At 35.1% G+C, this 23,683-nt stretch carries 17 protein-coding genes and 1 other annotated feature; all 17 genes read left to right on the top strand.

From position 1 onward, the window contains the following. Positions 1-72 precede the first annotated feature (72 nt). On the top strand, positions 73-4,809 hold the full coding sequence (locus tag IGK03_RS10130; protein ID WP_173962311.1) for a bacterial Ig-like domain-containing protein: 4,737 nt from the start codon (positions 73-75) through the stop codon (positions 4,807-4,809). 198 nt (positions 4,810-5,007) lie between these two features. After that, positions 5,008-5,709, top strand: a complete 702-nt coding sequence (locus IGK03_RS10125) for a bacterial Ig-like domain-containing protein (protein WP_002356634.1) — start codon at positions 5,008-5,010, stop codon at positions 5,707-5,709. Further along, positions 5,710-7,146, top strand: coding sequence for a helix-turn-helix domain-containing protein (locus IGK03_RS10120; protein ID WP_002356635.1), 1,437 nt, complete (start codon positions 5,710-5,712; stop codon positions 7,144-7,146). It abuts the gene before it with no gap. A 243-nt stretch (positions 7,147-7,389) separates the two neighbouring features. Further along, the gene (locus tag IGK03_RS10115) at positions 7,390-8,577 is read left to right on the top strand and encodes an FtsW/RodA/SpoVE family cell cycle protein (protein WP_002367107.1); all 1,188 of its coding nucleotides are present in this window, start codon (positions 7,390-7,392) and stop codon (positions 8,575-8,577) included. Positions 8,578-8,601: 24 nt separating this feature from the next. Beyond that, entirely contained in the window at positions 8,602-8,961 is a 360-nt protein-coding gene (locus IGK03_RS10110; RefSeq protein WP_002376650.1) for an arsenate reductase family protein, read from the top strand. 5 nt (positions 8,962-8,966) lie between these two features. Continuing rightward, on the top strand, positions 8,967-9,281 hold the full coding sequence (locus tag IGK03_RS10105; protein ID WP_080270567.1) for a glycine cleavage system protein H: 315 nt from the start codon (positions 8,967-8,969) through the stop codon (positions 9,279-9,281). A gap of 53 nt (positions 9,282-9,334) precedes the next feature. Beyond that, positions 9,335-9,582: a binding site (T-box leader), on the top strand. A gap of 113 nt (positions 9,583-9,695) precedes the next feature. Next, the gene (locus tag IGK03_RS10100) at positions 9,696-10,733 is read left to right on the top strand and encodes a methionine ABC transporter ATP-binding protein (RefSeq protein ID WP_002356639.1); all 1,038 of its coding nucleotides are present in this window, start codon (positions 9,696-9,698) and stop codon (positions 10,731-10,733) included. Then, positions 10,726-11,412 carry a methionine ABC transporter permease gene (locus IGK03_RS10095; protein ID WP_430602283.1) on the top strand — a complete coding sequence of 229 codons (687 nt, stop codon included), beginning with the start codon at positions 10,726-10,728 and terminating at the stop codon, positions 11,410-11,412. The genes IGK03_RS10100 and IGK03_RS10095 overlap by 8 nt, the downstream gene beginning before the upstream one ends. Positions 11,413-11,426: 14 nt before the next feature. Beyond that, on the top strand, positions 11,427-12,245 hold the full coding sequence (locus IGK03_RS10090) for a MetQ/NlpA family ABC transporter substrate-binding protein (RefSeq protein ID WP_016616121.1): 819 nt from the start codon (positions 11,427-11,429) through the stop codon (positions 12,243-12,245). Positions 12,246-12,592: 347 nt separating this feature from the next. Continuing rightward, the gene (locus IGK03_RS10085) at positions 12,593-13,408 is read left to right on the top strand and encodes an isoprenyl transferase (RefSeq protein WP_002356646.1); all 816 of its coding nucleotides are present in this window, start codon (positions 12,593-12,595) and stop codon (positions 13,406-13,408) included. Further along, positions 13,405-14,205, top strand: coding sequence for a phosphatidate cytidylyltransferase (locus tag IGK03_RS10080; RefSeq protein ID WP_002397120.1), 801 nt, complete (start codon positions 13,405-13,407; stop codon positions 14,203-14,205). The genes IGK03_RS10085 and IGK03_RS10080 overlap by 4 nt, the downstream gene beginning before the upstream one ends. A gap of 472 nt (positions 14,206-14,677) precedes the next feature. Continuing rightward, complete coding sequence (locus IGK03_RS10075; RefSeq protein ID WP_033625094.1) at positions 14,678-15,847, top strand: CDP-glycerol glycerophosphotransferase family protein; 1,170 nt, start codon at positions 14,678-14,680, stop codon at positions 15,845-15,847. An 18-nt stretch (positions 15,848-15,865) separates the two neighbouring features. Next, the gene (locus tag IGK03_RS10070; protein ID WP_033625093.1) at positions 15,866-17,332 is read left to right on the top strand and encodes a glycosyltransferase family A protein; all 1,467 of its coding nucleotides are present in this window, start codon (positions 15,866-15,868) and stop codon (positions 17,330-17,332) included. 69 nt (positions 17,333-17,401) lie between these two features. Beyond that, complete coding sequence (locus tag IGK03_RS10065; protein WP_010713188.1) at positions 17,402-19,912, top strand: glycosyltransferase family 2 protein; 2,511 nt, start codon at positions 17,402-17,404, stop codon at positions 19,910-19,912. 23 nt (positions 19,913-19,935) lie between these two features. After that, positions 19,936-20,787: a casular polysaccharide biosynthesis protein CpsF gene (gene cpsF / locus IGK03_RS10060; protein ID WP_010713189.1), complete on the top strand. Its 852-nt coding sequence runs from the start codon at positions 19,936-19,938 to the stop codon at positions 20,785-20,787. Between the two features lie 26 nt (positions 20,788-20,813). Further along, the gene (gene murB, locus IGK03_RS10055) at positions 20,814-23,267 is read left to right on the top strand and encodes a UDP-N-acetylmuramate dehydrogenase (protein ID WP_002378569.1); all 2,454 of its coding nucleotides are present in this window, start codon (positions 20,814-20,816) and stop codon (positions 23,265-23,267) included. 17 nt (positions 23,268-23,284) lie between these two features. Continuing rightward, positions 23,285-23,683, top strand: coding sequence for a lipoprotein CpsH (gene cpsH, locus IGK03_RS10050; RefSeq protein ID WP_010776017.1), 399 nt, complete (start codon positions 23,285-23,287; stop codon positions 23,681-23,683).

Genomic DNA, 23,683 nt, shown 5'->3' with positions numbered 1-23,683 from the left:
AAAATTAATCAATTGTTTCATTTTTAACAAGCTATTATTAGGTTATATGAATTTTATTGAAAGGGGATTAGTATGAAGAAAAAAACTTTTTCTTTTGTGATGTTGAGTATACTTCTCGCACAAAATTTCGGGTTTGCCGTAAATGCCTATGCTGTAACAACGACAGAAGCACAAACAGAGACCACTGATACAGCAAAAAAAGAGGCAGAGTTATCGAACTCAACACCATCTTTACCTTTAGCAACAACGACTACTTCAGAAATGAATCAACCAACTGCAACAACTGAATCGCAAACCACAGAGGCGAGCACAACAGCTTCCAGTGGTGCTACACCATCTGAACAACAAACAACGGAGGACAAGGACACCTCACTTAATGAAAAAGCCCTACCAGATGTTCAAGCGCCAATTACAGATGAACTACTTGACAGTATGAGTCTTGCGCCGATTGGTGGAACAGAATACAGCCAAACAGAGGTTCACCGCGAATTAAATACAACACCGGTAACCGCTACGTTCCAATTTGCTGTTGGAAACACAGGTTATGCACCTGGATCAGTTTATACAGTTCAATTACCAGAACATTTAGGTTATTCAACTGTTAGCGGAGAAGTGACAGGCATTGGCGCAACTTGGGCAGTCGATGCGGCAACCAAAACATTAAGTATTACGTTTAATCAACGAGTTTCAGATACTTCCTTTAAAGTAGAACTAAAAAGTTATCTAACAACAGAGGCGGAACCATTAATCAAAATTGAAACTCCAGGAAAAAATAAAAAAACCTACTCGTTTGATTTATATGAACAAGTGGAACCAATTCAATATAACGAACGAACCAGAACGACAGGGTTAGATGGCGAAATTTTTTATAATTTAGACCGGACGTTAACTGGCAATCAAACATTAGAATTATTAACAACAGAGACGCCAGGCGCTGTCTTTGGAAAACAAGATAACTTGGAACCTCAAGTTTTCAGTTACGATGTCGATATTAATGGTCAAATTTTACCAGAAACGCAAGCCCTGTTAACACCTGGCAAAGATTATACATTAAGCGATAATTCACTCGGGCGGATTGCTGTAACTGTTCCAAACATGAATCAACAAAAAGCCTATTCCTTATCGATTAATCGGACAATTTATTTAGAGAGTGCTTCGGACTATAACTACTTATATTCGCAGCAGTATCCAACCACAAAAATTGGGTCAATTTCTTTGAAAAGTACGACAGGAACTAAACAAACAACCGATTTTACTGCGAAGACGAGTCAAACAAGTAAAGTAATTGCTGATCGTGAAATGCGTAGTATGTCCTATATCAGTTTTCAAAGCAAAGGGAAATATTATGTAACAATTTATGGCACATTAACAGAAACAAAAGTGGGTCAACAAATCGTATTAGAGAGTACAAACGGTCAAGAAATTAAGAATCCTAAATTTACGGCGTATGGTCCTTTATATGAAAATGTAAAATTGGAAGACTATTTTGATATTAAAACTGAAGGTGGCAAGCTCACTTTAACGGCCACAAAAGATAGCTATTTAAGAATAAATATTTCTGATTTAACAATGGATTTTGACAAGAAAGATATCAATCTATCATTAAGTACACCTGTAATTGGTCCCAATAAAGCCATTCAATTAGTATCTGATCAATATATTGAACCAATTAGTGTTGTTAATCCTTTGAATGCTGAAACTGCTTGGGGTAATTATGATCAAAATGGTGCCTATTCATCAAGAACAACTGTCTCAGTTATGGGAAGCAAAGAGACACCGATTCAAAATTTAGAAATTAAAGTAAAGCATCCTAATTATCTTTCATTGCGAGCTACAAAAGAAATTTATTTTTATTACAAGTTAGGAACGGATTATACAGTAACGCCAACGTCAGATGGTTCAGTTATTAAGTTCACTACGCCAATAACCAACGAAATCCAAATTCCAATTGGTTTTAATTATGTGCCCGATAGTTTGCCAAAAGATAAAAGTATCCCAGTCGATACGATACCGATAACAATGAGTGCTGAAGGTTTAACTCCAGTTGATACGACAGTAACTACTAATAGTAAGCGTGGTTCTGAACGAACACTTCAAAGTAGTAAAAATCAATTCCTTGTCAATGCACGAAATGATTCTTTTGACTCACTAAGCGTCCGTACAAAAATTCCAGCTGGCGCCGATGTTCTTTTTGACATTTATGATGTTTCAAACGATCAGGTAGATTCAATTTATCCACAATACTGGGATCGTGGCTATTATTTTGATAAACCAATGTCACCAGACAGTCCTGGATACCCAACGATTACTTTTGACGAAAATACCAATAGTTACACGTTTGATTTTGGAAAAACCAACAAACGTTACATTATTGAGTATAAAAATGCCAATGGCTGGATCGACGTGCCAACTCTTTTTATAACAGGGACAGCTAAAGAACCACAATCGAATAATAATGAAGGGTCTGCTACGGTTTCTGTTCAAAATGAAGCGTTAGACATTTTGAGTGCAACACAAGCGGCGAATCCAACATTAAAAAATGTAACAAAAACGACAGTAACAACAAAAAATATTGATAATAAAACACATCGTGTGAAAAATCCAACGATTGAATTAACACCCAAAGGCACAACCAATGCTCAAATCGATTTGAATTCTATTACCGTGAAAGGCGTGCCAGAAGATGCTTATTCATTAGAGAAGACTACAAACGGTGCGAAAATTATTTTTAAAGACTATACATTGACAGAAAACATTACGATTGAATACAATACTGTCTCTGCAAACGCTGGCCAAATCTATACAGAAACAACAATCGACTCTGAAACATTGAACCAGATGTCTGCTAGCAAGAAAAAAGTCGCCACTGCGCCAATCACATTGAAATTCTCAGAAGGTGATGCGGAAGGCATTGTCTATTTAGCAACTGCCACATTCTACACGCATAACGTAGAGGATGAAAACCAAGCAATTGCGAAAGTTTCTTTTGAACTAATTGATAATGTCACGCATACAGCAACCGAATTTACAACAGATGAAAAAGGTCAATACTCCTTTGATGCCATCATGACAGGTGATTATACTTTGCGAGTAACGAATGTACCGCAGGAATATTCCGTGGATGAAGAGTATTTGACAGGAAAAGCTATTAAGCTGGTCAAAGGAGACAATCAACTAAAAATTCCATTAACGAAAACAATTGATCACAGTCGTTTACAAGTCAAAGATTCAACGATTTATGTCGGCGATTCATGGAAACCAGAAGAGAACTTTATCTCAGCAACAGATAAAACAGGTCAAGACGTTCCCTTCGAAAAAATCACTGTTTCAGGTCAAGTTGATAACACCAAAGCAGGCGTTTATCCAATCGTATACAGTTACGAAGGTAAAGAAGAAACAGCCCATGTGACCGTCAAACCCGACCAATCTAAGTTAGAGGTTAAAGATACAACGATTTATGTTGGTGATCCGTGGAAACCAGAAGATAATTTCGTTTCAGCAACAGACAAAACAGGTCAAGATGTCCCGTTTGAAAAAATTGACGTTCAGGGAACAGTGAATGTTGATAAAATAGGCGATTATGAAATTGTCTATAAAAATGGCACAAAAGAAGCGAAAGCAATCGTTCATGTTCGTGATGATAGTCGTTTACAAGTCAAAGATTCAACGATTTATGTCGGCGATTCATGGGAACCAGAAGAGAACTTTATCTCAGCAACAGATAAAACAGGCCAAGATGTCCCCTTCGAAAAAATCACTGTTTCAGGTCAAGTTGATACTAGCAAAGCAGGCGTTTATCCAATCGTATACAGTTACGAAGGTAAAGAAGAAACAGCCCATGTGACCGTCAAACCCGACCAATCTAAGTTAGAGGTTAAAGATACAACGATTTATGTTGGTGATTCGTGGAAACCAGAAGATAATTTCGTTTCAGCAACAGATAAAACAGGTCAAGACGTTCCGTTTGAAAAAATTGATGTTCAGGGAACAGTGAATGTTGATAAAATAGGCGATTATGAAATTGTCTATAAAAATGGCACAAAAGAAGCGAAAGCAATCGTTCATGTCCGTGATGATAGTCGTTTACAAGTCAAAGATTCAACGATTTATGTCGGCGATTCATGGGAACCAGAAGAGAACTTTGTTTCAGCAACAGATAAAACAGGTCAAGATGTCCCATTCGAAAAAATCACTGTTTCAGGTCAAGTTGATAACACCAAAGCGGGCATTTACCCAATCATTTACAGTTACGAAGGTAAAGAAGAAACAGCTAATGTGACTGTCAAACCCGACCAATCTAAGTTAGAGGTTAAAGATACAACGATTTATGTTGGTGATTCGTGGAAACCAGAAGATAATTTCGTTTCAGCGACAGATCGTGACGGTCATGCTATATCCTTTGATAAGGTTCAAGTAAAAGGGGGAGTTGATACAAAGAAAACAGGAGAGTACCAGATTTCCTATACCACTGAGCCAGTTAATGAAACCAAACCAGCTGTGCAGTCACGACTTTTCGCAATGTTTTCAAACGAAACACCTCGTCAATTGACGACAGTAGCAACTGTTCATGTGATTGATCGTAATCCTACACCACTACCAGATAAAAATGAGAACAACCAGACTAGTTCCTCAACGAATCAAACCACGATAAAACGTAGTCAGTATGTCACACATATTGTGAAACCTGACAAGCAAGGACGTTATCCAAAAACGGGAGAACAAACTAATGGTCTATATCGTGTGCTAGGACTTGTTGTGTTACTTATTGTGATTATTAGTGGTATAGTCATCAAGAAGAAACGAAAATAATTAAATGAGCGTGGGGCAAAAGTTTAAAGTAACTTTTGTTCCACGCTTAAAAGATGAATAAGTGCATGAATGAGGGTAGCTGTTTCCTTGGAAAATAGGAAGTTTTACAAGTGACTTTTATTTTAAGAACACCTATTAGCAGGTTTTTCTGTTAAGATAGTTATTTTTATGAAATAGTTTGGAGGAATAATAAACGAGATGAACCAGCGAACTATTTATTATGGTAGTATCGGCACAGCCTTATTTCTTTCTTCAGGAATGTTGATTGCTTCAGTGAATAGCTATGCAAACGAAGCGACAACACCAGGCAAATATACCGTGACTTATGAAGTGGATGGCAAAATTGAAACAGCAACCATTACGGTCAAAGAAAATCAAACGGAACTTAAATTAAAAGACACGTTTTTAGGAGTTAATCAAGCATGGTCACCCTTAGACAATGTCGTTTTTCTAAAAGATAAAGAGGGTCGCCCTTTAAATTTAGAAAATGTAATTATAGAAAATAATGTAAATACTCAAAAAGTAGGCCTTTATTTTGTAACCTTCCGTTACGAGTCATACCTTTCTATTGCGAAGGTGTATGTCAACCCTACTAATTTTGCTGCAGAGGGGAATATGCTTGCAGAGCTTCCTTATAGTCAAGCAATGATTGGCCCAGAAAGACCAATTATTGCCTCGAGACAGGACAAGGAGCAACAAACAAAACAGGAGAAAAAGAAAAATAAAATTGAACAGGAACGAGTAAATAAAAAGGTGCTGTTAAATGATGAGTTGTTGAAAAAAATAGATACGATAGCCCCAGTGGAAATTACTGGAGGAGCGGCAAGTGGGTCCTCTCAATTTGGCACCACTTTAAGCTTCCTGTCAGGCTCACTTTTGTATGGAACAAGGAGAGTTTAAATGGAATTCTTGTTATTAGATGATCGGGAAAATTTAAAATTAGCGATTATTAGAAAGTTAGAGCAACAATATTCATTTTCTGAACGAAAAGATCGTTTATGTAAGCAATTAGCTATTTCTCCTTATTTGCTAGAACGGAACATAACAGAAATCAATGCAGATTTGCAACGCTTTGGTCTGATTAATGAGATGGAAATCAGTGAAAAAAATAATGAAATTTTGTTATCTCAAAGCCTTCGTATTTCTTCAAGTATTATTGAAGAATATTATTTAAAAGACTCGTTAGAATTTAATCTATTAAAAACGATTTTCTTTCATCAGTTTACCTCAATCAAAAAATACGGTGAAAAGCACGGGATGAGTCGAACGGTTGTGTACAAAATTGTTGACCATATCCGGAAAGAATTAGGTCAATACGGTATCAAGTTATCCAAAAATTTACAACTTAGCGGCAATGAAATGGCGATTAGACAATATTTTACTATGCTTTATTACCGAATTTACAAAGATTCTGAAGAATTATATAATCAAACAGATCTTCGCGCAGTTAACCAATTATTGGCTCAATTGAAAGGCTCTTATGAAAATATCACTAATTTTCATTTATTTAAACATTATGTATTGGTGGCGTTAGAACGAACGCAGAGAAAAGCTAATTATTTTTTATCCCAAGAAGAAAATCCATTCGCTTTTGATGAAGAAAGTTCGATTTATCAAGAAATTCAAAGTTGGATCAACGAAGTGATGAAGGCGACTCATGCAGAGAAAAACGCAGAAATTCAAGGAATTATCGGCAATTTATCGGTCTATCAAAGTGAACTTATTTCGGAACATTTGCTGAGTTCTCACAATGAGGCAATTACGGCTACGAAAACATTATTCTTTTCTTATATGCCGTTTACAATTTCGGACGAAGAATTTTATCAAGAAATTGTTCCGATTATTTATCAACATCGTTTTATTACGCCGTTCATCGATATCACCTTACGAATTATGGATTTAGAATTTTTTCAGGAACGCTACCCAATTGTTTTTAATAGCTGTCGTCAGTTTTTATTTGCGTTGGATTGCTCGGCGTTTGAGTTTAGTAAGCTTTCTTTATTTTTTGATTTGCTATTAGTGTTATCCCGTCTTTATGACCAAAGGAATGAAAAAAGCACGATCAATCTTTATGTGAATTTTACGCAAGGAGAAAAATATACTCAGTTTATCAAAGAACAAATCAAAATATTCGAATCTTTCAGCATTCACTTTCATTCAGCGATTCGACCAGATACGGATTTAGTAGTTTCGGATTATTTACCAAAAACGTTATTTTCAGTAAAATGTTTAATTTGGCTAGCGCCCCCGCGAGCCAGTGACTGGCAAAATTTTGGCAACGAAATTGTCCGAATTAATAAAGAGCTACAACAAACGAAACAAAGAAAAAGCGAATAAAAACAGTCGCAACGTGTTTTAGTTGCGACTGTTTTTTGTTACTGACTGTTTATAGTAAACTTTCTCATTATCACTGATGTAAAAAATTTTAAATAAAAGCAAAATAGGATTGAAGAAAAAGAAAAAATTGCTAGTGAAGGACCAATTCTCTAAAGTTTTTCTCAAATATAGTAGAATTCCTTTCTTTTCTTCTGTGAGAAAGATATAATAAAAAACGTATGAACAAAGGAAAAGGGATGACGAATGAATAGAAAAGAGAAAACAAATTTAGATAGTCGAATTGATTACGGCGTGATATTACCAGTGTTTCTTTTATCACTAATTGGTATGCTATCGCTTTACGTAGCGCTTTACAATGATCCAAGCAAACCTAAAATTGGTAGCTTGTTAATGAAACAAGGACTGTGGTATTTAGTCGGAGGATTAAGTATTGTCATTATTATGCATTTTAGCTCAAAATTACTCTGGCGGTTAACGCCCGTTTTTTATGCACTTGGATTAGTATTAATGGGATTACTACTGAAATTCTATGATCCCGTGCTAGCAGAGCAAACAGGTTCTAAAAACTGGATTCGCTTTGGTGGCACCACATTCCAACCATCGGAATTGATGAAGATTGCGTTTATTTTGATGTTGGCCTATATAGTGACCATGCATAATGTTAAATATGTGGACCGAACACTCAAAAGCGACTTTTGGCTAATCGCTAAAATGCTATTAGTGGCGATTCCGGTAATTGTTTTAGTACTTTTACAAAAAGACTTCGGGACGATGTTAGTTTTCTTAGCCATTTTTGGGGGAGTTTTCTTAATGTCTGGCATTACTTGGAAAATTATTGTGCCCGCCTTTATCATAGCTGCTCTAGTCGGAGCTGGAACCATCTACTTGGTAACAACAGAAACAGGAAGAGACTTATTGTCTAAAATTGGCATTAAAGCTTATCAATTTGATCGGATTGATTTATGGCTAAATCCTTTCCATACAGATCCAGATCGCTCATTCCAACCAGCGCTAGCATTAACAGCAATTGGTTCTGGGGGCCTTTTCGGAAAAGGCTTTAACGTGAGTGATGTGTATGTCCCTGTTCGTGAGTCAGATATGATTTTTACAGTTGTTGGTGAAAACTTTGGCTTTATTGGTGGCTGTTTCATTATTTTGTTGTATTTTATTTTAATCTACCGCATGATTCGCGTTTGTTTTGATACAAATAATGAATTCTATGCCTACATTGCCACAGGAATTATCATGATGATTTTGTTCCATGTTTTTGAAAACATTGGAGCAAATATTGGTTTACTACCATTAACTGGGATTCCATTACCGTTTATTAGTCAAGGTGGTTCTTCCATTTTAGGTAACATGATTGGGGTGGGCTTAATTATGTCCATGCGTTACCAACAAGAAACGGTTCGTACCAGAAGTGGCCGTTAAAGAAAGAAGAAAGAAGGGGTAGAAATGTACACACTTTATGAATATCCTAAATGCTCAACTTGTAAAAAAGCGAAAGCGTGGTTAGACCAACAAGGCGTTAAATACCAAGCAATTGATATTAAAACAACACCGCCTAGTAGTGAACAACTAGCAAAATGGATGAAAGAAACCGGCTTGCCTGTTCGTCGTTTTTTTAACACAAGTGGGGTTTTATATAGAGAACAAGGTTTAAAAGATCTGGTTGACAGTTTTTCTATTGAAGAAGCAAGTCAGCGTTTAGCTGCGGATGGCATGTTGATTAAGCGTCCAATTCTCTTAAAAGACAATACATTTCTAACGAATGGTTTTAAAGAAGCAGATTACGAAGGAGTGCTTGGAAAATGAGTGAAATGAAACAAATCGATCAATTATGGATCTTACCAACAGAAGCAGGTTATAAAATTGGTTTAACTGCCGAAGCCCAAGAGGAGTTAGGGAAGATTACTTTTGCAACATTTCCAAAAGTCGGACAAACATTAGCTAAGGGTGATTCTTTAATTGAATTAGAAGCAGAAAAAGCAGTCAGTGAATTCAGTAGTCCATTATCTGGTAAGGTAGTTGCGATTAATGAAGCGGCTGATCAAGAGCCAAGTGCATTAGATGAAGAAAATGCCTGGATTGCTGTTTTAGCAGATGTTGAACCAACAGAATTTGAAAATCTTTAGTCTTACGTTGACAAGGTCAATGTTTATTGCTATAATTTTCTCAATCTAATCAAAAGAAAGCTTTGAAAAGAAGAGTACATGTTAAGGACGTTTGAAGAGAGCCCTGTTTGCTGAGAATGGGTAACAGATTTAAGATGGAAGATGGTCTTTGAGCAGAGTAAGTGAGCGAAGCAGTGAACTTACTACGGGGCGCCCGTTACAGCCAACGGTATGCGAAGAATCAAGTACCGTATGAGGTTATTATTGAGAAATAATAGCGAATTAAGGTGGTATCACGAAATGACAAACTTTCGTCCTTTTTGCTGTAATAGCAAAAGGATGGAAGTTTTTTTGTTTTTATTAAGCAAATTCGTTTCATAAAAAGTGCGAAACCTTCAAAATAAGAAAGTAGAACAGAAAGAAGAGGAGAACAAAATGGCATTAATTGAATTACGTCATGTAAAAAAAGAGTTTTCCGGTAAAGCGGGTAAAGTCACGGCTTTAAAAGATATTGATTTAACGGTTGAATCAGGTGATATTTATGGCATTATTGGCTATTCAGGTGCAGGAAAAAGTACGTTGGTTCGCCTATTGAATGGACTTGAAACACCTACAGAAGGTGAAGTAGAAATTCAAGGACAAGATATTGCATTGTTGCCAAATAAAGAACTACGAAACTTCCGTAAAAAAATTGGGATGATCTTTCAACATTTTAATTTATTATGGTCACGGACGGTCCTAGAAAATATCATGCTCCCATTGGAAATTGCTGGTGTTCCAAAACAAAATCGGAAAAGCCGCGCAGAAGAGTTAATCAAGTTGGTTGGTTTAGAAGGACGGGAAACCGCCTACCCAAGTCAACTCTCTGGTGGGCAAAAGCAACGAGTGGGGATTGCCCGTGCCTTAGCTAACAATCCTGACATTTTGCTTTGTGATGAAGCAACGAGTGCTTTGGATCCGCAGACAACCGATGAAGTGCTAGAATTACTACTAAAAATCAACCAAGAATTAAATTTAACGGTTGTATTAATTACCCATGAAATGCACGTGATTCGTAAAATTTGTAATCGCGTAGCCGTGATGGAATATGGTGAAATTGTTGAAGAAGGTAAAGTAATCGATATTTTCAAAAAGCCTCAAACAGAAATTGCGAAACGCTTTATCCAACAAGAAGCGGATAAAAACATTGAAGAAACGGAACTGGTTGTTGAAGAAATGTTGGAACAATATCCGAATGGAAAAATTGTTCGCCTACTTTTCCACGGCGAACAAGCAAAATTGCCAATTATCTCGCATATTGTCCAAGAATATCAAGTAGAAGTCAGTATTATTCAAGGGAACATTCAGCAAACAAAGCAAGGTGCAGTGGGTTCTCTTTATATTCAATTATTAGGCGAAGAGCAAAATATTCTAGCAGCCATTGAAGGATTACGTAAACTTCGTGTAGAAACAGAGGTGATTGGAAATGAATAATCGTGGCTTAGCAAGTTTCTTTGATTTTTCCCAAATTGATATAAGTAAACTACAAGAAAAAACGATTGAAACACTCTATATGACAGGGATTTCAATCATAGTGGTCGCCATTTTAGGGCTGATTTTAGGACTACTACTTTTTGAAACGTCAGGCAGAAAAGGGATTTTGAGCCGATTACTGTATTGGATAGTGGCCATTTTTGTAAATATTTTCCGTTCGATTCCGTTTATTATCTTAATCGTTCTGTTAATTCCTTTTACAAAAATTATTTTAGGGAGTATGTCTGGTGTCAAAGGCTCCTTACCAGCATTGATTATTTCCGCAGCACCTTTTTATGCTCGCATGGTCGAAATTGCTTTTCGTGAAGTCGATAAAGGCGTGATTGAAGCAGCCAAAGCAATGGGGGCCAATCGTTTCCAAATAATTTGGAAAGTTCTATTACCAGAAAGTCTGCCAGCACTTGTTTCTGGCTTAACCGTTACAACCATTTCTTTAGTGGGCTACACTGCAATGGCAGCTGCTATTGGAGCGGGTGGTTTAGGAAGTTTGGCGTATCAAGATGGCTTCCAACGTGGTCAAAATACAGTTACCTTAGTAGCAACGATTTGTATCTTAATTATTGTCTTTGCGATTCAATGGCTTGGGGATACAGTCGCTAAAAAAATAGATAAACGATAAATGGAGGGAATAAGATGAAAAAACGTACATTATGGTCAGTAATTACTGTAGCAGTAGCTGTCTTAATTTTAGGGGCTTGCGGCAATAAAAAGAGTGATGACTCGGTCTTGAAAGTTGGGGCTTCACCGGTTCCACATGCAGAGATTTTAGAACATGTAAAACCTTTATTAGAAAAAGAAGGCGTAAAACTAGAAGTGACGACTTATACAGATTACGTGCTACCTAACAAGGCGTTGGAAAGTGGTGATATCGATGCCAACTATTTCCAACATGTGCCGTTCTTTAATGAAGCGGTTAAAGAAAATGATTATGACTTTGTGAATGCAGGTGCGATTCATTTAGAACCAGTTGGGCTTTACTCGAAAAAATACAAATCGTTACAAGAAATTCCTGATGGTTCAACGATTTACGTTAGCTCTTCCGTTTCAGATTGGCCACGTGTTTTAACGATTTTAGAAGATGCTGGTTTAATCACGCTGAAAGAAGGGGTAGACCGGACAACTGCTACTTTCGATGATATTGATAAAAATACTAAAAAGTTGAAATTCAATCATGAAAGTGATCCAGCAATCATGACCACTCTTTATGACAATGAAGAAGGGGCTGCGGTTTTAATTAACTCAAACTTTGCCGTGGATCAAGGATTAAATCCGAAAAAAGATGCGATTGCTTTAGAAAAAGAAAGTTCACCTTATGCCAATATTATTGCGGTTCGTAAAGAAGACGAAAACAACGAAAATGTAAAAAAATTAGTCAAAGTGTTACGTAGCAAAGAAGTCCAAGATTGGATTACGAAAAAATGGAACGGTGCCATTGTTCCAGTCAATGAATAAAAAGAAAAAGACAATAGAATAAAAACTTGAGGTCGGGACAGGCGTGTTAAGCTTCAAGAAATAAGAAGAAAGTTCTGAAAGATGCTTTTTGTCTCTCAAGGACGTTCAGCTTATTTCCGAAGAAGCTGCTCCTGTCCCGTTGTTTATTTAAAATTTTAGGGCTAGGCAGATACATCATGTTGATTTACCTGCCAAGTCTAAGTTTTTTTCTTTTAAAAAAGGACCATAAATGATAAAGTTACAAGGAATTTCTTAATTATCAGGAAAATTCAGGGACTATGCATAGGCATTTGCATTAGTTATTGTTATAATAATTAAGATAGATTTTTTGGAATGGAGGGAAAAAGATGTTACGTTTTTTTCCGCAAAAAAATAAATATGTAGAAGAAGCAAGCCAGTACGCCTTTGATAAAGAAGGCCAAATTCCGCAGCACATTGCCATTATTATGGACGGAAATGGCCGGTGGGCACAGAATCGAAGACTGCCGAGAATTGCTGGACATAAAGAAGGCATGGATACGGTCAAAAAAATAACGAAGCATGCTAGTCATTTAGGTGTTAAAGTTTTAACACTTTATGCATTTTCAACGGAAAATTGGAAGAGACCAACAGATGAAGTCAATTTCTTAATGCAATTGCCTGTTGATTTTTTTGATACATTCGTGCCTGAATTAATTAAGGAAAATGTTAAAGTCAATGTAATGGGCTACCAAGAGTTTCTACCAAGCCATACGCAAGATGCTGTTAAGCGGGCCATTGAGCAAACCAAGGACAATACGGGCATGGTTTTGAACTTTGCTTTAAATTATGGGGCGCGTGCGGAGCTACTAACTGCCATGAAACAGATTGCTGCAGAGGTTTCAGAAAAAACATATACGGCAGATGAGATTACAGAAGAAACGATCGCAGATCACTTGATGACTGGCTTTTTACCCACGGAACTTCGTGATCCAGAATTGTTGATTCGAACAAGTGGGGAAGAGAGAATTAGTAATTTCTTGCTATGGCAAATTGCTTATAGCGAGTTGTTTTTTACAAAAGCATTATGGCCTGATTTTTCAGGGGACACTTTAGAAACCGCGATTGCTTCTTTCCAAAATCGTAATCGTCGTTTTGGAGGTCTAAAAGAAACTACAGAAACAGAAGGGAGCGATCCGCAGTGAGACAACGTGTCATCACAGCTATCGTCGCATTAATCATCTTTATTCCAATTATCTGGTATGGTGGTTTTGCAATTGAGATTGCCGCTGTTGCTTTGGCAGTAGTCGGCGTGTACGAGTTATTCCGTATGAAAGGATTAACGTTATTAAGTTTTGAAGGTATTTTATCAGCATTAGGGGCCGTTTTTTTAGTTATCCCAACAATTAAATGGTTAAACTTTTTGCCGGAAATGCAAACAAATTTCATTTTATTTTATGTCACTGTAATGTTGTTGTTAGGTGCTTCGGTAATTTCTAAAAATACATATACGATTGAAGAAGCTGGCTTTCCAGTTATTGTCAGTTTATATGTAGGGATGGGGTTCCAGAACTTTATTAGTGCCCGTTCCGCAGGTTTTGAAGTCTTGTTATTTGCTTTATTCATTGTCTGGGCAACGGATATTGGTGCATATCTATTTGGACGCCGATTTGGTCGTCATAAATTGATGCCAGATGTTTCACCCAACAAGACAATAGAAGGTGCACTTGGTGGTATTTTATCAGCCGTCGTTGTAGCAGCGTTGTTTTTAGTTTTCACAGCTAATAAAGGGCTATTTCCTTATCCGATGCCGGTGATGCTTGTATTGACGGTTCTATTTTCTATAGTAGGTCAATTCGGTGATTTGGTTGAATCTTCTATCAAACGTCATTATGGCGTGAAAGACTCTGGTAACATCTTGCCAGGACATGGTGGTATTTTAGATCGTTTTGATAGTTTATTATTTGTTTTCCCAATTATGCACTTATGTGGATTATTTTAAATTGATTAACAAAATTTAAAAAAGTATCGTCAAATAAGCAAAAATCCAGAAGAGAGACTCTTCTGGATTTTTGCTGTTTATTGGGTTAGTTTAGGTACCTTGTGAGTTATTTAGTTTATAAGAGTAATTGTATAAAGATGGCTAAAGTTTCTAAAAAATTAAATAGGTGATTGGATGTTAAATATCTGAACATTCCAGTGTTATTCGATTGTTAAAAATTAAATTATAACAATCGAATAACACTGGAATGTTTATTTCAATAAAGCCATTGACGTTTAGCATAGATAAATTTATACTTAAAAGAAGAAAAGCAAAATAATGTATTTTATAAGCTTGTTCAATCGTGGTGAGAGTTATTCATAAATTTAAACAAGTAAAGAGAAGATAATTTAGAGATTTGTGAACGCGTTCTTCATACAAGGTTATAGATTAGGATTATATTTTTGATAATCTAATGTAAAGGATTAATTCAATGAAAAAATTTTTAGAGAATAGTATACATCAAGCCATAAAAGCTTGTTTTTTCTTTTTAGGTAAACTACCTAAAAAGAAGTTATTTATTTTTGAAAGTTTTCATGGAAAACAGTATAGTGATAATCCACGTGCAATTTTTGAGTACATAAGAGATAACTGTCCTGAATATCAATGTATTTGGGCAGTCAAAAAAGGATATGAGATGCCTTTTGTGGAAGAGAATGTTCCTTTCGTCAAACGATTAAGTTGGAGATGGCTATGGTTGATGCCAAGAGCTCAGTATTGGGTTTTTAACACGCGGATGCCAGCTTGGATGTATAAGAATCAAACAACAATCTATATACAGACGTGGCATGGGACCCCTCTAAAGAAACTGGGCTTAGATATTGAAACAGTCAAAATGCCAGACCATGAAACAGAGAGCTATAAACTAGAAGTCATTCAAGAAGCAAAGCGTTGGGATTATCTCATCTCACCTAATGCATATAGTACGAGAGTATTTCGACAGGCCTTTCATTATGGAGGGGAAATATTAGAAGTAGGATATCCGCGAAATGATTTGTTAGTTTGTGAAAATAAGGACAAAATAGCTTTTTCTGTTCGCAATCAGTTAGGCCTTTCAGTCAATCAAAAAATTATTCTTTATGCCCCCACGTGGCGTGATGATGAGTCTATTCGAAAAGGAGCCTATCGTTTTACCAACCATTTGCCAGTTGAACAACTTTTAGCAATTGATTCTTCTGTTGTTATACTTACACGACTACATTATTTAATTGCAGAAAGTTTTGATATAAGTGCATTTGGTTCACGTGTAATCGATGTTTCTTCTTATCCAGATATCAATCAACTTTATTTAATCGCTGACTTATTAATTACAGATTATTCATCGGTTATGTTTGATTTTGCATTAACAAAAAAACCGATGCTATTTTTTATGTATGATAAGGAAAAGTATCAAAATAGTACAAGGGGATTCTATTTTGACCCAACAGCAATTTTGCCTGGGAAAATTGTGACAGATACGGATAGCCTAGTAACGTCTGTAAAAAACGTATTGTTTTCTAAAACGGAACAGGAACAACGTTTATATGTGCAGTTTTTTCGTGAATTTTGCCTTGAAAATCAGGATGCCACTAGACAGCTGATTTCAGAAATTTTAAAGAGATAAAAAGCCGGAGGGTGTAGGTTGGAAAAACAAAAAGAAGTCCAAAAAGAATATGAAGAGTATCAATATATGTTAGATACTGAAACGTGGAAAAAGGAGTTAAGTCAATTTAAGCTGTCCTCTTCAGAAAAAATATCAAAAAATCCTAAAGTCTCAATCATTATTGCTAATTATAATAATGCACCATATCTTAAAAAGATGATGGATTCTCTTGTTCAACAAACCATTGGGATCGAGCAATTGCAAGTGATGTTTATTGATGATTGTTCCACAGATCATTCGTTAAAAGTAATAGAGCCATATCTTGAAAGATATCCGAATATTGAAATTTATCAGCTACTTGAAAACACTGGAGGTGCTCACGGCCCAAGAAACGTAGGAATTGTAAATGCACGTGGTGAGTATAGTGTCTTCTTAGATGCAGATGATTGGTATGATTTAAATGCATTGAAATATTTATCAGACCTACTAGATGACTCTCACGATGATTTTGCTGTTTCTGGTCTAATACAGAGTACGGATGGCCACTTAATGTTAAAAAGTAAGCCGTATTATGTGGATGGGTCATTTAAAAATCGGTCTATCCAAGAATTGCCAGCTGAATTTTATGGTTGGTTAGGACCGCAAGCTATCATGTTAAGAACTTCACTGATACACAATAATAATTTACACTTTGTTAATCAACGGGTGGCTGATGATGTGCTGTTCTTTTATGAAGCCATGCGATTTTCAAAAACCATTACACAAGGGGAAAGGTTAACGACTTATTTAAATCGAGATGCAGATAATGAAAGTTTAAGCAAATCAATTAATCGGACATTTATGCTTTCTTGGTTGCGTGCGTTAAGTTATATCAATCAACAGTTTCCAGATGATTTGTCTAAAGAGCGGATGTTAGCCCGCCGTTTAGAATGGCTAATTTATGACTTTTGTATTCGGAGGGATACTGGGTATCCATTCAGTAAAAAGCGATTACAAGACTTTAAAGTACAGATGGATCTGTATTTAGGCGAATTAAATTTTGATCCTAGCCCGTATTTTAGAAGTGATGTGCGCCAAATTATTTGGACATTTTTACAAACTAACGATATTGATGGTTTGTATTGGTTTATTCAATGTCAGTCCATTCGTTGGGTGTTAGTCAATCGCTTTGGTTATGTTTCAAAAACAGAGAGAAGTTATTATTATCCCAGATTATTGAAACGATTCCCAGCAGTTCGCATGAATGCTTATGCAGAAGCAACGCAACGTGAAGGCAATACGCTTTCTTTAAATGTGTATACACACCAAAAAATTACAGGATTTGAAATAAAAGAGCTGAAAAATCCTTTTGAAACAAGACAGAGGCTGGCGTTTAAAAAAATTAGTGAAACTAGTTACCAGGTGGAGTTGCCAGAAAAATTTTCAAATAAAGAAAGTAGATTTACGATAGTTTTTGATAATTATTTAGAAATTGGGGTTAAAGATTTTAGTAAGTTTTTTGCTTAAATTTTGTCCGTTTAAATCAGGATATTTTGAGTATACAACTATAAATGATAAGTGAGGGAAATTTGTTTTATGGAAAATGTGAAAGTGTCAGTCATTGTACCCGTCTATAACGTAGAAACCTATTTAGAAGAGGCATTAATGAGTTTGAAAGATCAAACATTAAAAGAAATTGAATTTTTAATTATTAATGATGGCTCTACTGATAATAGTCAAAAAATTATTGAAGAAATTGCACAAGACGATCCACGTTTTCGCGTTTTCAATGTTAAAAATGGGGGAATTGGAAAAGCCTTTAACTTGGGTGTTTCAGAAGCAAAAGGTGAGTATATTGCTGAATTTGAAAGTGACGATTATGTAGCGTTGCATGCCTATGAGCGTTTATACAATACGGCTAAAAGTCATCATGCAGATGTTGTCCGTTGTAACTGGGTTGAATTTTCTTCGGAAGAAGAGGTTGAGCGAGATATATTATGGCAATATCCCGATAAATACAATCAATTGATTGACTTAAAAACGACGGATTTAATTGTACAAGTTTATCCATGGAATGCCATTTATAAAAAAAGTATGATTGAGAAAGAAAACGTAACTTGGGATGAGGAAATTAAAAGTTATGGGGACACTGGTCTATTTTGGAAAATCAATTCAGCATCTCAGAATGTTATTTTTATTAAAGATTGTTTGTATTTTTATAGACAAGACAACCCGAATTCGACAGTAAATAATGTGGCAACAAAGGTTCCTTTCTTGTTTCAACAATTTAAACTAATTCGTTCAAATTTAATTGAACAAAATAAATTTGAACGTTACAAAGGTTATTTTTATAAGCAAATGTTCGAAAAATACTTTTGGGCGATTGAAAAATTAACCCATTTACGTGACGAGTCGGTTTATGAAGTGATTCAAGAAGTGGCAGTAGATTTTAAACAAGCTATAGAAATAGACCAGCTGAATGATATCGATTTTGAATATATCAAACAATTTTATCAAATTTCGAATGATCCAGTAGCTTATTATGAGGACTACTTGAAAAATCTGTATAAAGTTAGTGTTGTCATGCCGATTCACAATGCATCCAAATATTTAAGACAAACATTAGAAACTGTTTGTGGGCAGTCTTTACGTGAAATTGAAATCATTTTGGTAGAGAACGGTTCTACGGATAATACTATGGATATCATTAACGAATTTGCAGTAAAAGATCCGAGAATTATGGGGATTTCTATTGGCAAAAGTAATCCTGGACATGCAAGAAATGTGGGCATTTCGATGGCACGAGGCCGGTATTTACAATTTCTAGATGCAGATGATCATTTTGAAGTGAATTTATTACAAGACGCTTATTATCGTGCATATGATAGTGCAACAGATATTCTTTTATTTGGTATGAAAGAAAAATTGCCAAATGGAGAAGTGCACGTGGTTCACAATCCATTACTAACTAATGGCGGACGTATGTCTGGTGAAGAAATTTCATTGGATGAAGTAACTCCTTATTTATATGACAAATTATTTTTATTAGAATACATCAAAGAAAATAACTTGGTAAACTTAGAACAATTTGTTGGTGAAGACGCTTATTTCACTTATACAGCATTATTAGGTACCGAAAAAATTGTTGCGCTAAACAAATATTTGCTGACTCGAATTGTTAGACAAGATGGTTTGATGTCTACGTACGGAATGAATTATCGTGATGAGTTCAATTTACATGACAAAATGTTGGAGTACTTAAAACAACATGCTCCAAATCGGATTGAAGCATATCGTTTAAAAATTATTAATACATTAAACTGGTTTATTTTTGATATGAATCGTGTTGATCAAGCATTTAAAGAACGTTTCTATCAAGAATTAAAAGAGAAATATATCCAACAATTAGGGCTAGACTTAGTGAAAAAAGAAAAATATTCTAATGACCCAGAACAAGTAGAACGTATCACTCGAATCCAAAATATTTTACAATACAATTTAGAAATATATCAAAATATTTATAAAGATTTTGGGATGAAAAAAACCTTCATTATCCCGAATGTTCATATTCAAGAGCGTGGAGGTAAAGTAATTTTTGGACAAGAGAAAACCCAGGGGAATGGGACGGCAATTGAAATGTTTTCAATTATTATTGCAGATAACGATACAAGCAATGCCAGCGGAGTGATTGATTTCGTTTATATGGGTGACAATACAAAAATAATTCATGATAGTTTATTAGTATCTTTATTAATTAAAAAAGAAGGTACTACTTTAAAATCGATTGTTTTACAAGCCGAGTGGGAAAAAGGCTATACCTTACTACAAGAAAATATGTATTATACTTTCGTAGACAATGTTTTTACAATTTGGGCGGGCTATACTCAAAAATATGCAGCATTTGATTACAATGTTCGAATTTTGACTTCTCGAGAAGGGGAAACGCATTTCAGTGTCGTTCGACAAAACCAAGGCTATATCCAAGATACAATGACAAGCATCAGTAACGAATTAACACCTATCAATAAAATTGAAGGAAATGAACCTACAACAATTAAAAAAGCTGTATCAAAAAGTCTTAAAAAAGCAAAAGGGTTGTTGAAATAGAAAGATTTTAAAGGAGATTAAAAATGAACGATTTATGGAATTTTTTAGATAATCATCCTGAAGAGAAAGAATTGATAAAGGTAAAAGCATTACAAGGTTATACAGTTGATGGAATTTTAAATGATCAACTTAATTTTGTTGCTCTAGATACTTTGTCTATTGGTCTGGAAAAATTTGGAAATATTCATTATAGTATCCAAATCCCAGAATTTAATGAATTACTAAGTAAGAAGATGGTAGTACTTTTTGTTCCTGCGGATGGAGTGGGACACTCTGGCGCCAAAGAAAGATATTTTGGATTGAGACAATGGAATACCCTGTCTCAATCTGTTCGAAAAAATACCATCATTCTTAGAATAGCTGATGTTGGCTTTGTGTCAGGATCCTATTACACATTATTTGAGCAAGAAATTTTGGATTTAATTGAAGCAAAGAAAACAGAATTTGGACTGAAGCATCAAGATATAATCTTCTATGGAAATTCTAGAGGCGGAACGGGAGCGTTATTATTAGGTATTACAGGTAATTACAAAACAGTTAGTGTAGATCCAGTAATTGATCGAGAGCCTTGGGTAAACAGCGCGGATGGTAGAATAGATCGTCAGTTAATGTTTGATTTCGTAGAAATGGATTTTTCAAACCGAATAAAAGATAAGATGGAACAGTCAAACTATGAATTAGAAAACATTACGGTGATTGCTTCTGAAGCAAATAAAAAAATGTATGAGAAAATTTACCCCTTATCTAATGGTTTTACCTTGAAAAAATTAGAATTAATGATTGATTCTGAAAATACAATTGGTATACACGGCCTTACGATAATGGAAAGTATTCATTTACAATTAGCGTTAATAAATAATTATTTATTTGATTAAGTAACAGAGAAAGTAGGAGCGGAAAAATGAAAAAAGCAGCAATTATGGGCTGGTGGTATAACCAAAATTATGGATCAATCTTAACATACTATGCTCTAAACAAATATGTACAGAATAAAGGGTACGAGACGGTTATGATTGATGGACCACTAGGTTATAAAAACAGAAGTAACTTTCGAGCATGGATGCCTTTAGCGTATAATTTTTTTAAGAAAAATAATATGCCCTATACCGAGCAATTAACAAAAGAAACGTTACCGACATTGAATGATTTAGAAAATCTAGATACCTTTATTTTAGGTTCTGATCAGATGTGGAATCCGTGGAATGGTTGGGTAGACGATGATGATTTCTTAGATTTTGTTTATCCTCGTAATAAAACAATTGCTTATTCTGTTTCATTAGGAAAAGCAGATACAAGTAAATATGATCCCAAATGGGTTGCAAACCGCAAAAAAGATATTACACAGTTTAATCATGTTTCTATGAGAGAAGATTTTTCTGTACAAATTATGAAGGATATTTTTCAAGAAGAAGTTATTCAGGCTTTGGATCCAACCTATCTTGTTGAAAGAAGTGAATATGATTCTTTAGCTGATCAAGCTACGTTTAAACGACAAGAATCAGGAGATTATATGGCTGTCTTTTTCTTGGATATTAACAAGGAAAAAGTTCGTGTAGCACTAGCGATCGCAGAAAAATTGGGACTGAAATTAGTGGTCTTGCCTAATCCTTTAAAAGGACGTGAACTAGCGAAAAAAACATTCCCTAATACAGTAGAATATGTTTCTGAAGATACACCAGAAAATTTCTTAGCTGTTTATCGAGAAGCAAAATATATTATTACTGATTCGTTTCATGGCACTGTTTTTGCGACTATTTTCCAAAAACCGTTTTCAATTTTTTATAATGAACAACGTGGAATTGATCGCTTTAACAGCTTGATGAACCTATTTGAGCTTGGCGAAACTAGACGTGTCTATGAGCAAAATACAAAACAAGAAATTGAAGAAAATAAAAACATTAGTTTAGCACTTGACTATCAAAAGACCGCTGGAAAGATTGCCAGGGAAAAAGAGATTTCAGATAAGTGGTTAACCGATGCGTTGACAAGTAAATTTAGCCCAGATGAAGACGAAGTATATGATGAATTTAGACGATATATTATCAATAAACCTTTGGATTTTTATCGAGCTAAAACAACTGTTCCGATTTCCGCAGCAATTGTTTTATCGCCAAATGGTACGATAAAAAATTCTAACCCTAATGAAAGCTTTTGGAAGCTAACAGATAAAGAACTAATTTTTATGAATAATCATCGTGAAGTCACTACAAGATTTAATCGTGAAAAGTTTAAGGGAAAGGAAACGTTCAGTCCTTTTAGAATCGTCGGTAAATATGTGAAAGATGAAAAAATCGAACATGTCATGTATTTGCATCCGATACAAAAACCTAAGCCTAAACCGAAACAAGGCACAGAAAAAAAAGCATTAGCAATTCCAGAGAATCTTTTAACAAGAAAACAATTAATTATGAAAATTGTGCAAAATGAGAGAATTCGTTCGTGGAAACAGGATCTTTTAGAAGAATTACCAGATTTAGAGTTATTTGTAGGTCGTGAATTAAAAGAATATGCTTCGAATTTTGTTGGTGGTCCAGCAGACCTTTTAATTTTTCCAAAAACGATAGAAGAAGTTGCTTTAATTGTAAAATATGCTAAAAATAATCAGATTCCTTTAACTGTTATCGGTAAAGGTTCAAATATTTTAGTCCGTGATGGTGGTATCCGTGGGATTACTTTAAATATGACTGCCTTGAATTATCGTAAAATTACGGGGAATGTTTTAACAGTTTCGGCAGGTGCAAGTTTAATTGAAACATCTTATTATCTACTAGAACACTTGAAATGCGGTTTAGAATGGGCAGATAATATTCCAGGAACCATTGGTGGCGCAGTTTATATGAATGCTGGGACAGTTAAGGATATTAATAGTATGTTTCTTGAAGCTACGATTGTAGATGAAAATGGAGAAATTAAAGTTTTAAATAAAGAAGATGTTCAATTTAGTCATCGCTATAGTTCATTTATGGATCATCCTGAGTGGATTATTCTAGAAACTAAATTACAGATTTCAGAAGGTAATTTAGAAAACATGGTAAATGACATGGTAGGAACTGTCGAAATTAGAGAAAGGATGCACCCACTAACACATCCAAATCATGGATCAACTTTTACTTGGGGACGGGCGCCTCGATTAATTCAACAAGCTGGCTTAGTTGGTACTAGAATTGGCGGAGTAAAAGTATCTGAAAAACATCCAGGTTTCTTTATCAATGTTGAACAAGCCTCTGCTCAAGACTATGAAGCATTAATTTATTTAATTATTGCAAAAGTTTATGAATTTTCTGGATTTTTATTAAAACCAGAAGTGAGAATTTTAGGTGCAAATATGTGGGAAGCAAGTTTAACTTTTAAATAAACAGAGGAGTGTGTGACATGAAGAAAATAATCACGATAATTGTGTCTTTAGCAATTGGTATCGGTTGTGGTTTTTGGTCAGGATATTACATCGGTAAAAAATATTCGGAAAACCAAGAGACAACTATTTCCAAAAGTACTAACTCAGAACAACCTTTGATTGTAAATGGAGAGTATCAAGTAACAGCTAATTGGGATTGGAAAACATTAGTTGTTAAAGATAATGTGTGGACATTGGATGGCAAACGTATTTATGATGTTTCGACTACAAATGATAATATTGTGATTTTAAAGGGAAAAAATTTGAAATCACTTGTAGTTTATAAAATAGAAAAAGATAACGAAAAAATCAACTTATATTCTTACACAAAAGAAGGCGTTGGAAAAAAAGTATTGGCTACTCTAGTGAAGAAATAA

The sequence above is a fragment of the Enterococcus sp. DIV2453a genome, from assembly GCF_050533535.1.
Lineage (GTDB): Bacteria > Bacillota > Bacilli > Lactobacillales > Enterococcaceae > Enterococcus > Enterococcus faecalis.
This window is presented reverse-complemented; position numbering and strand designations above follow the sequence as displayed.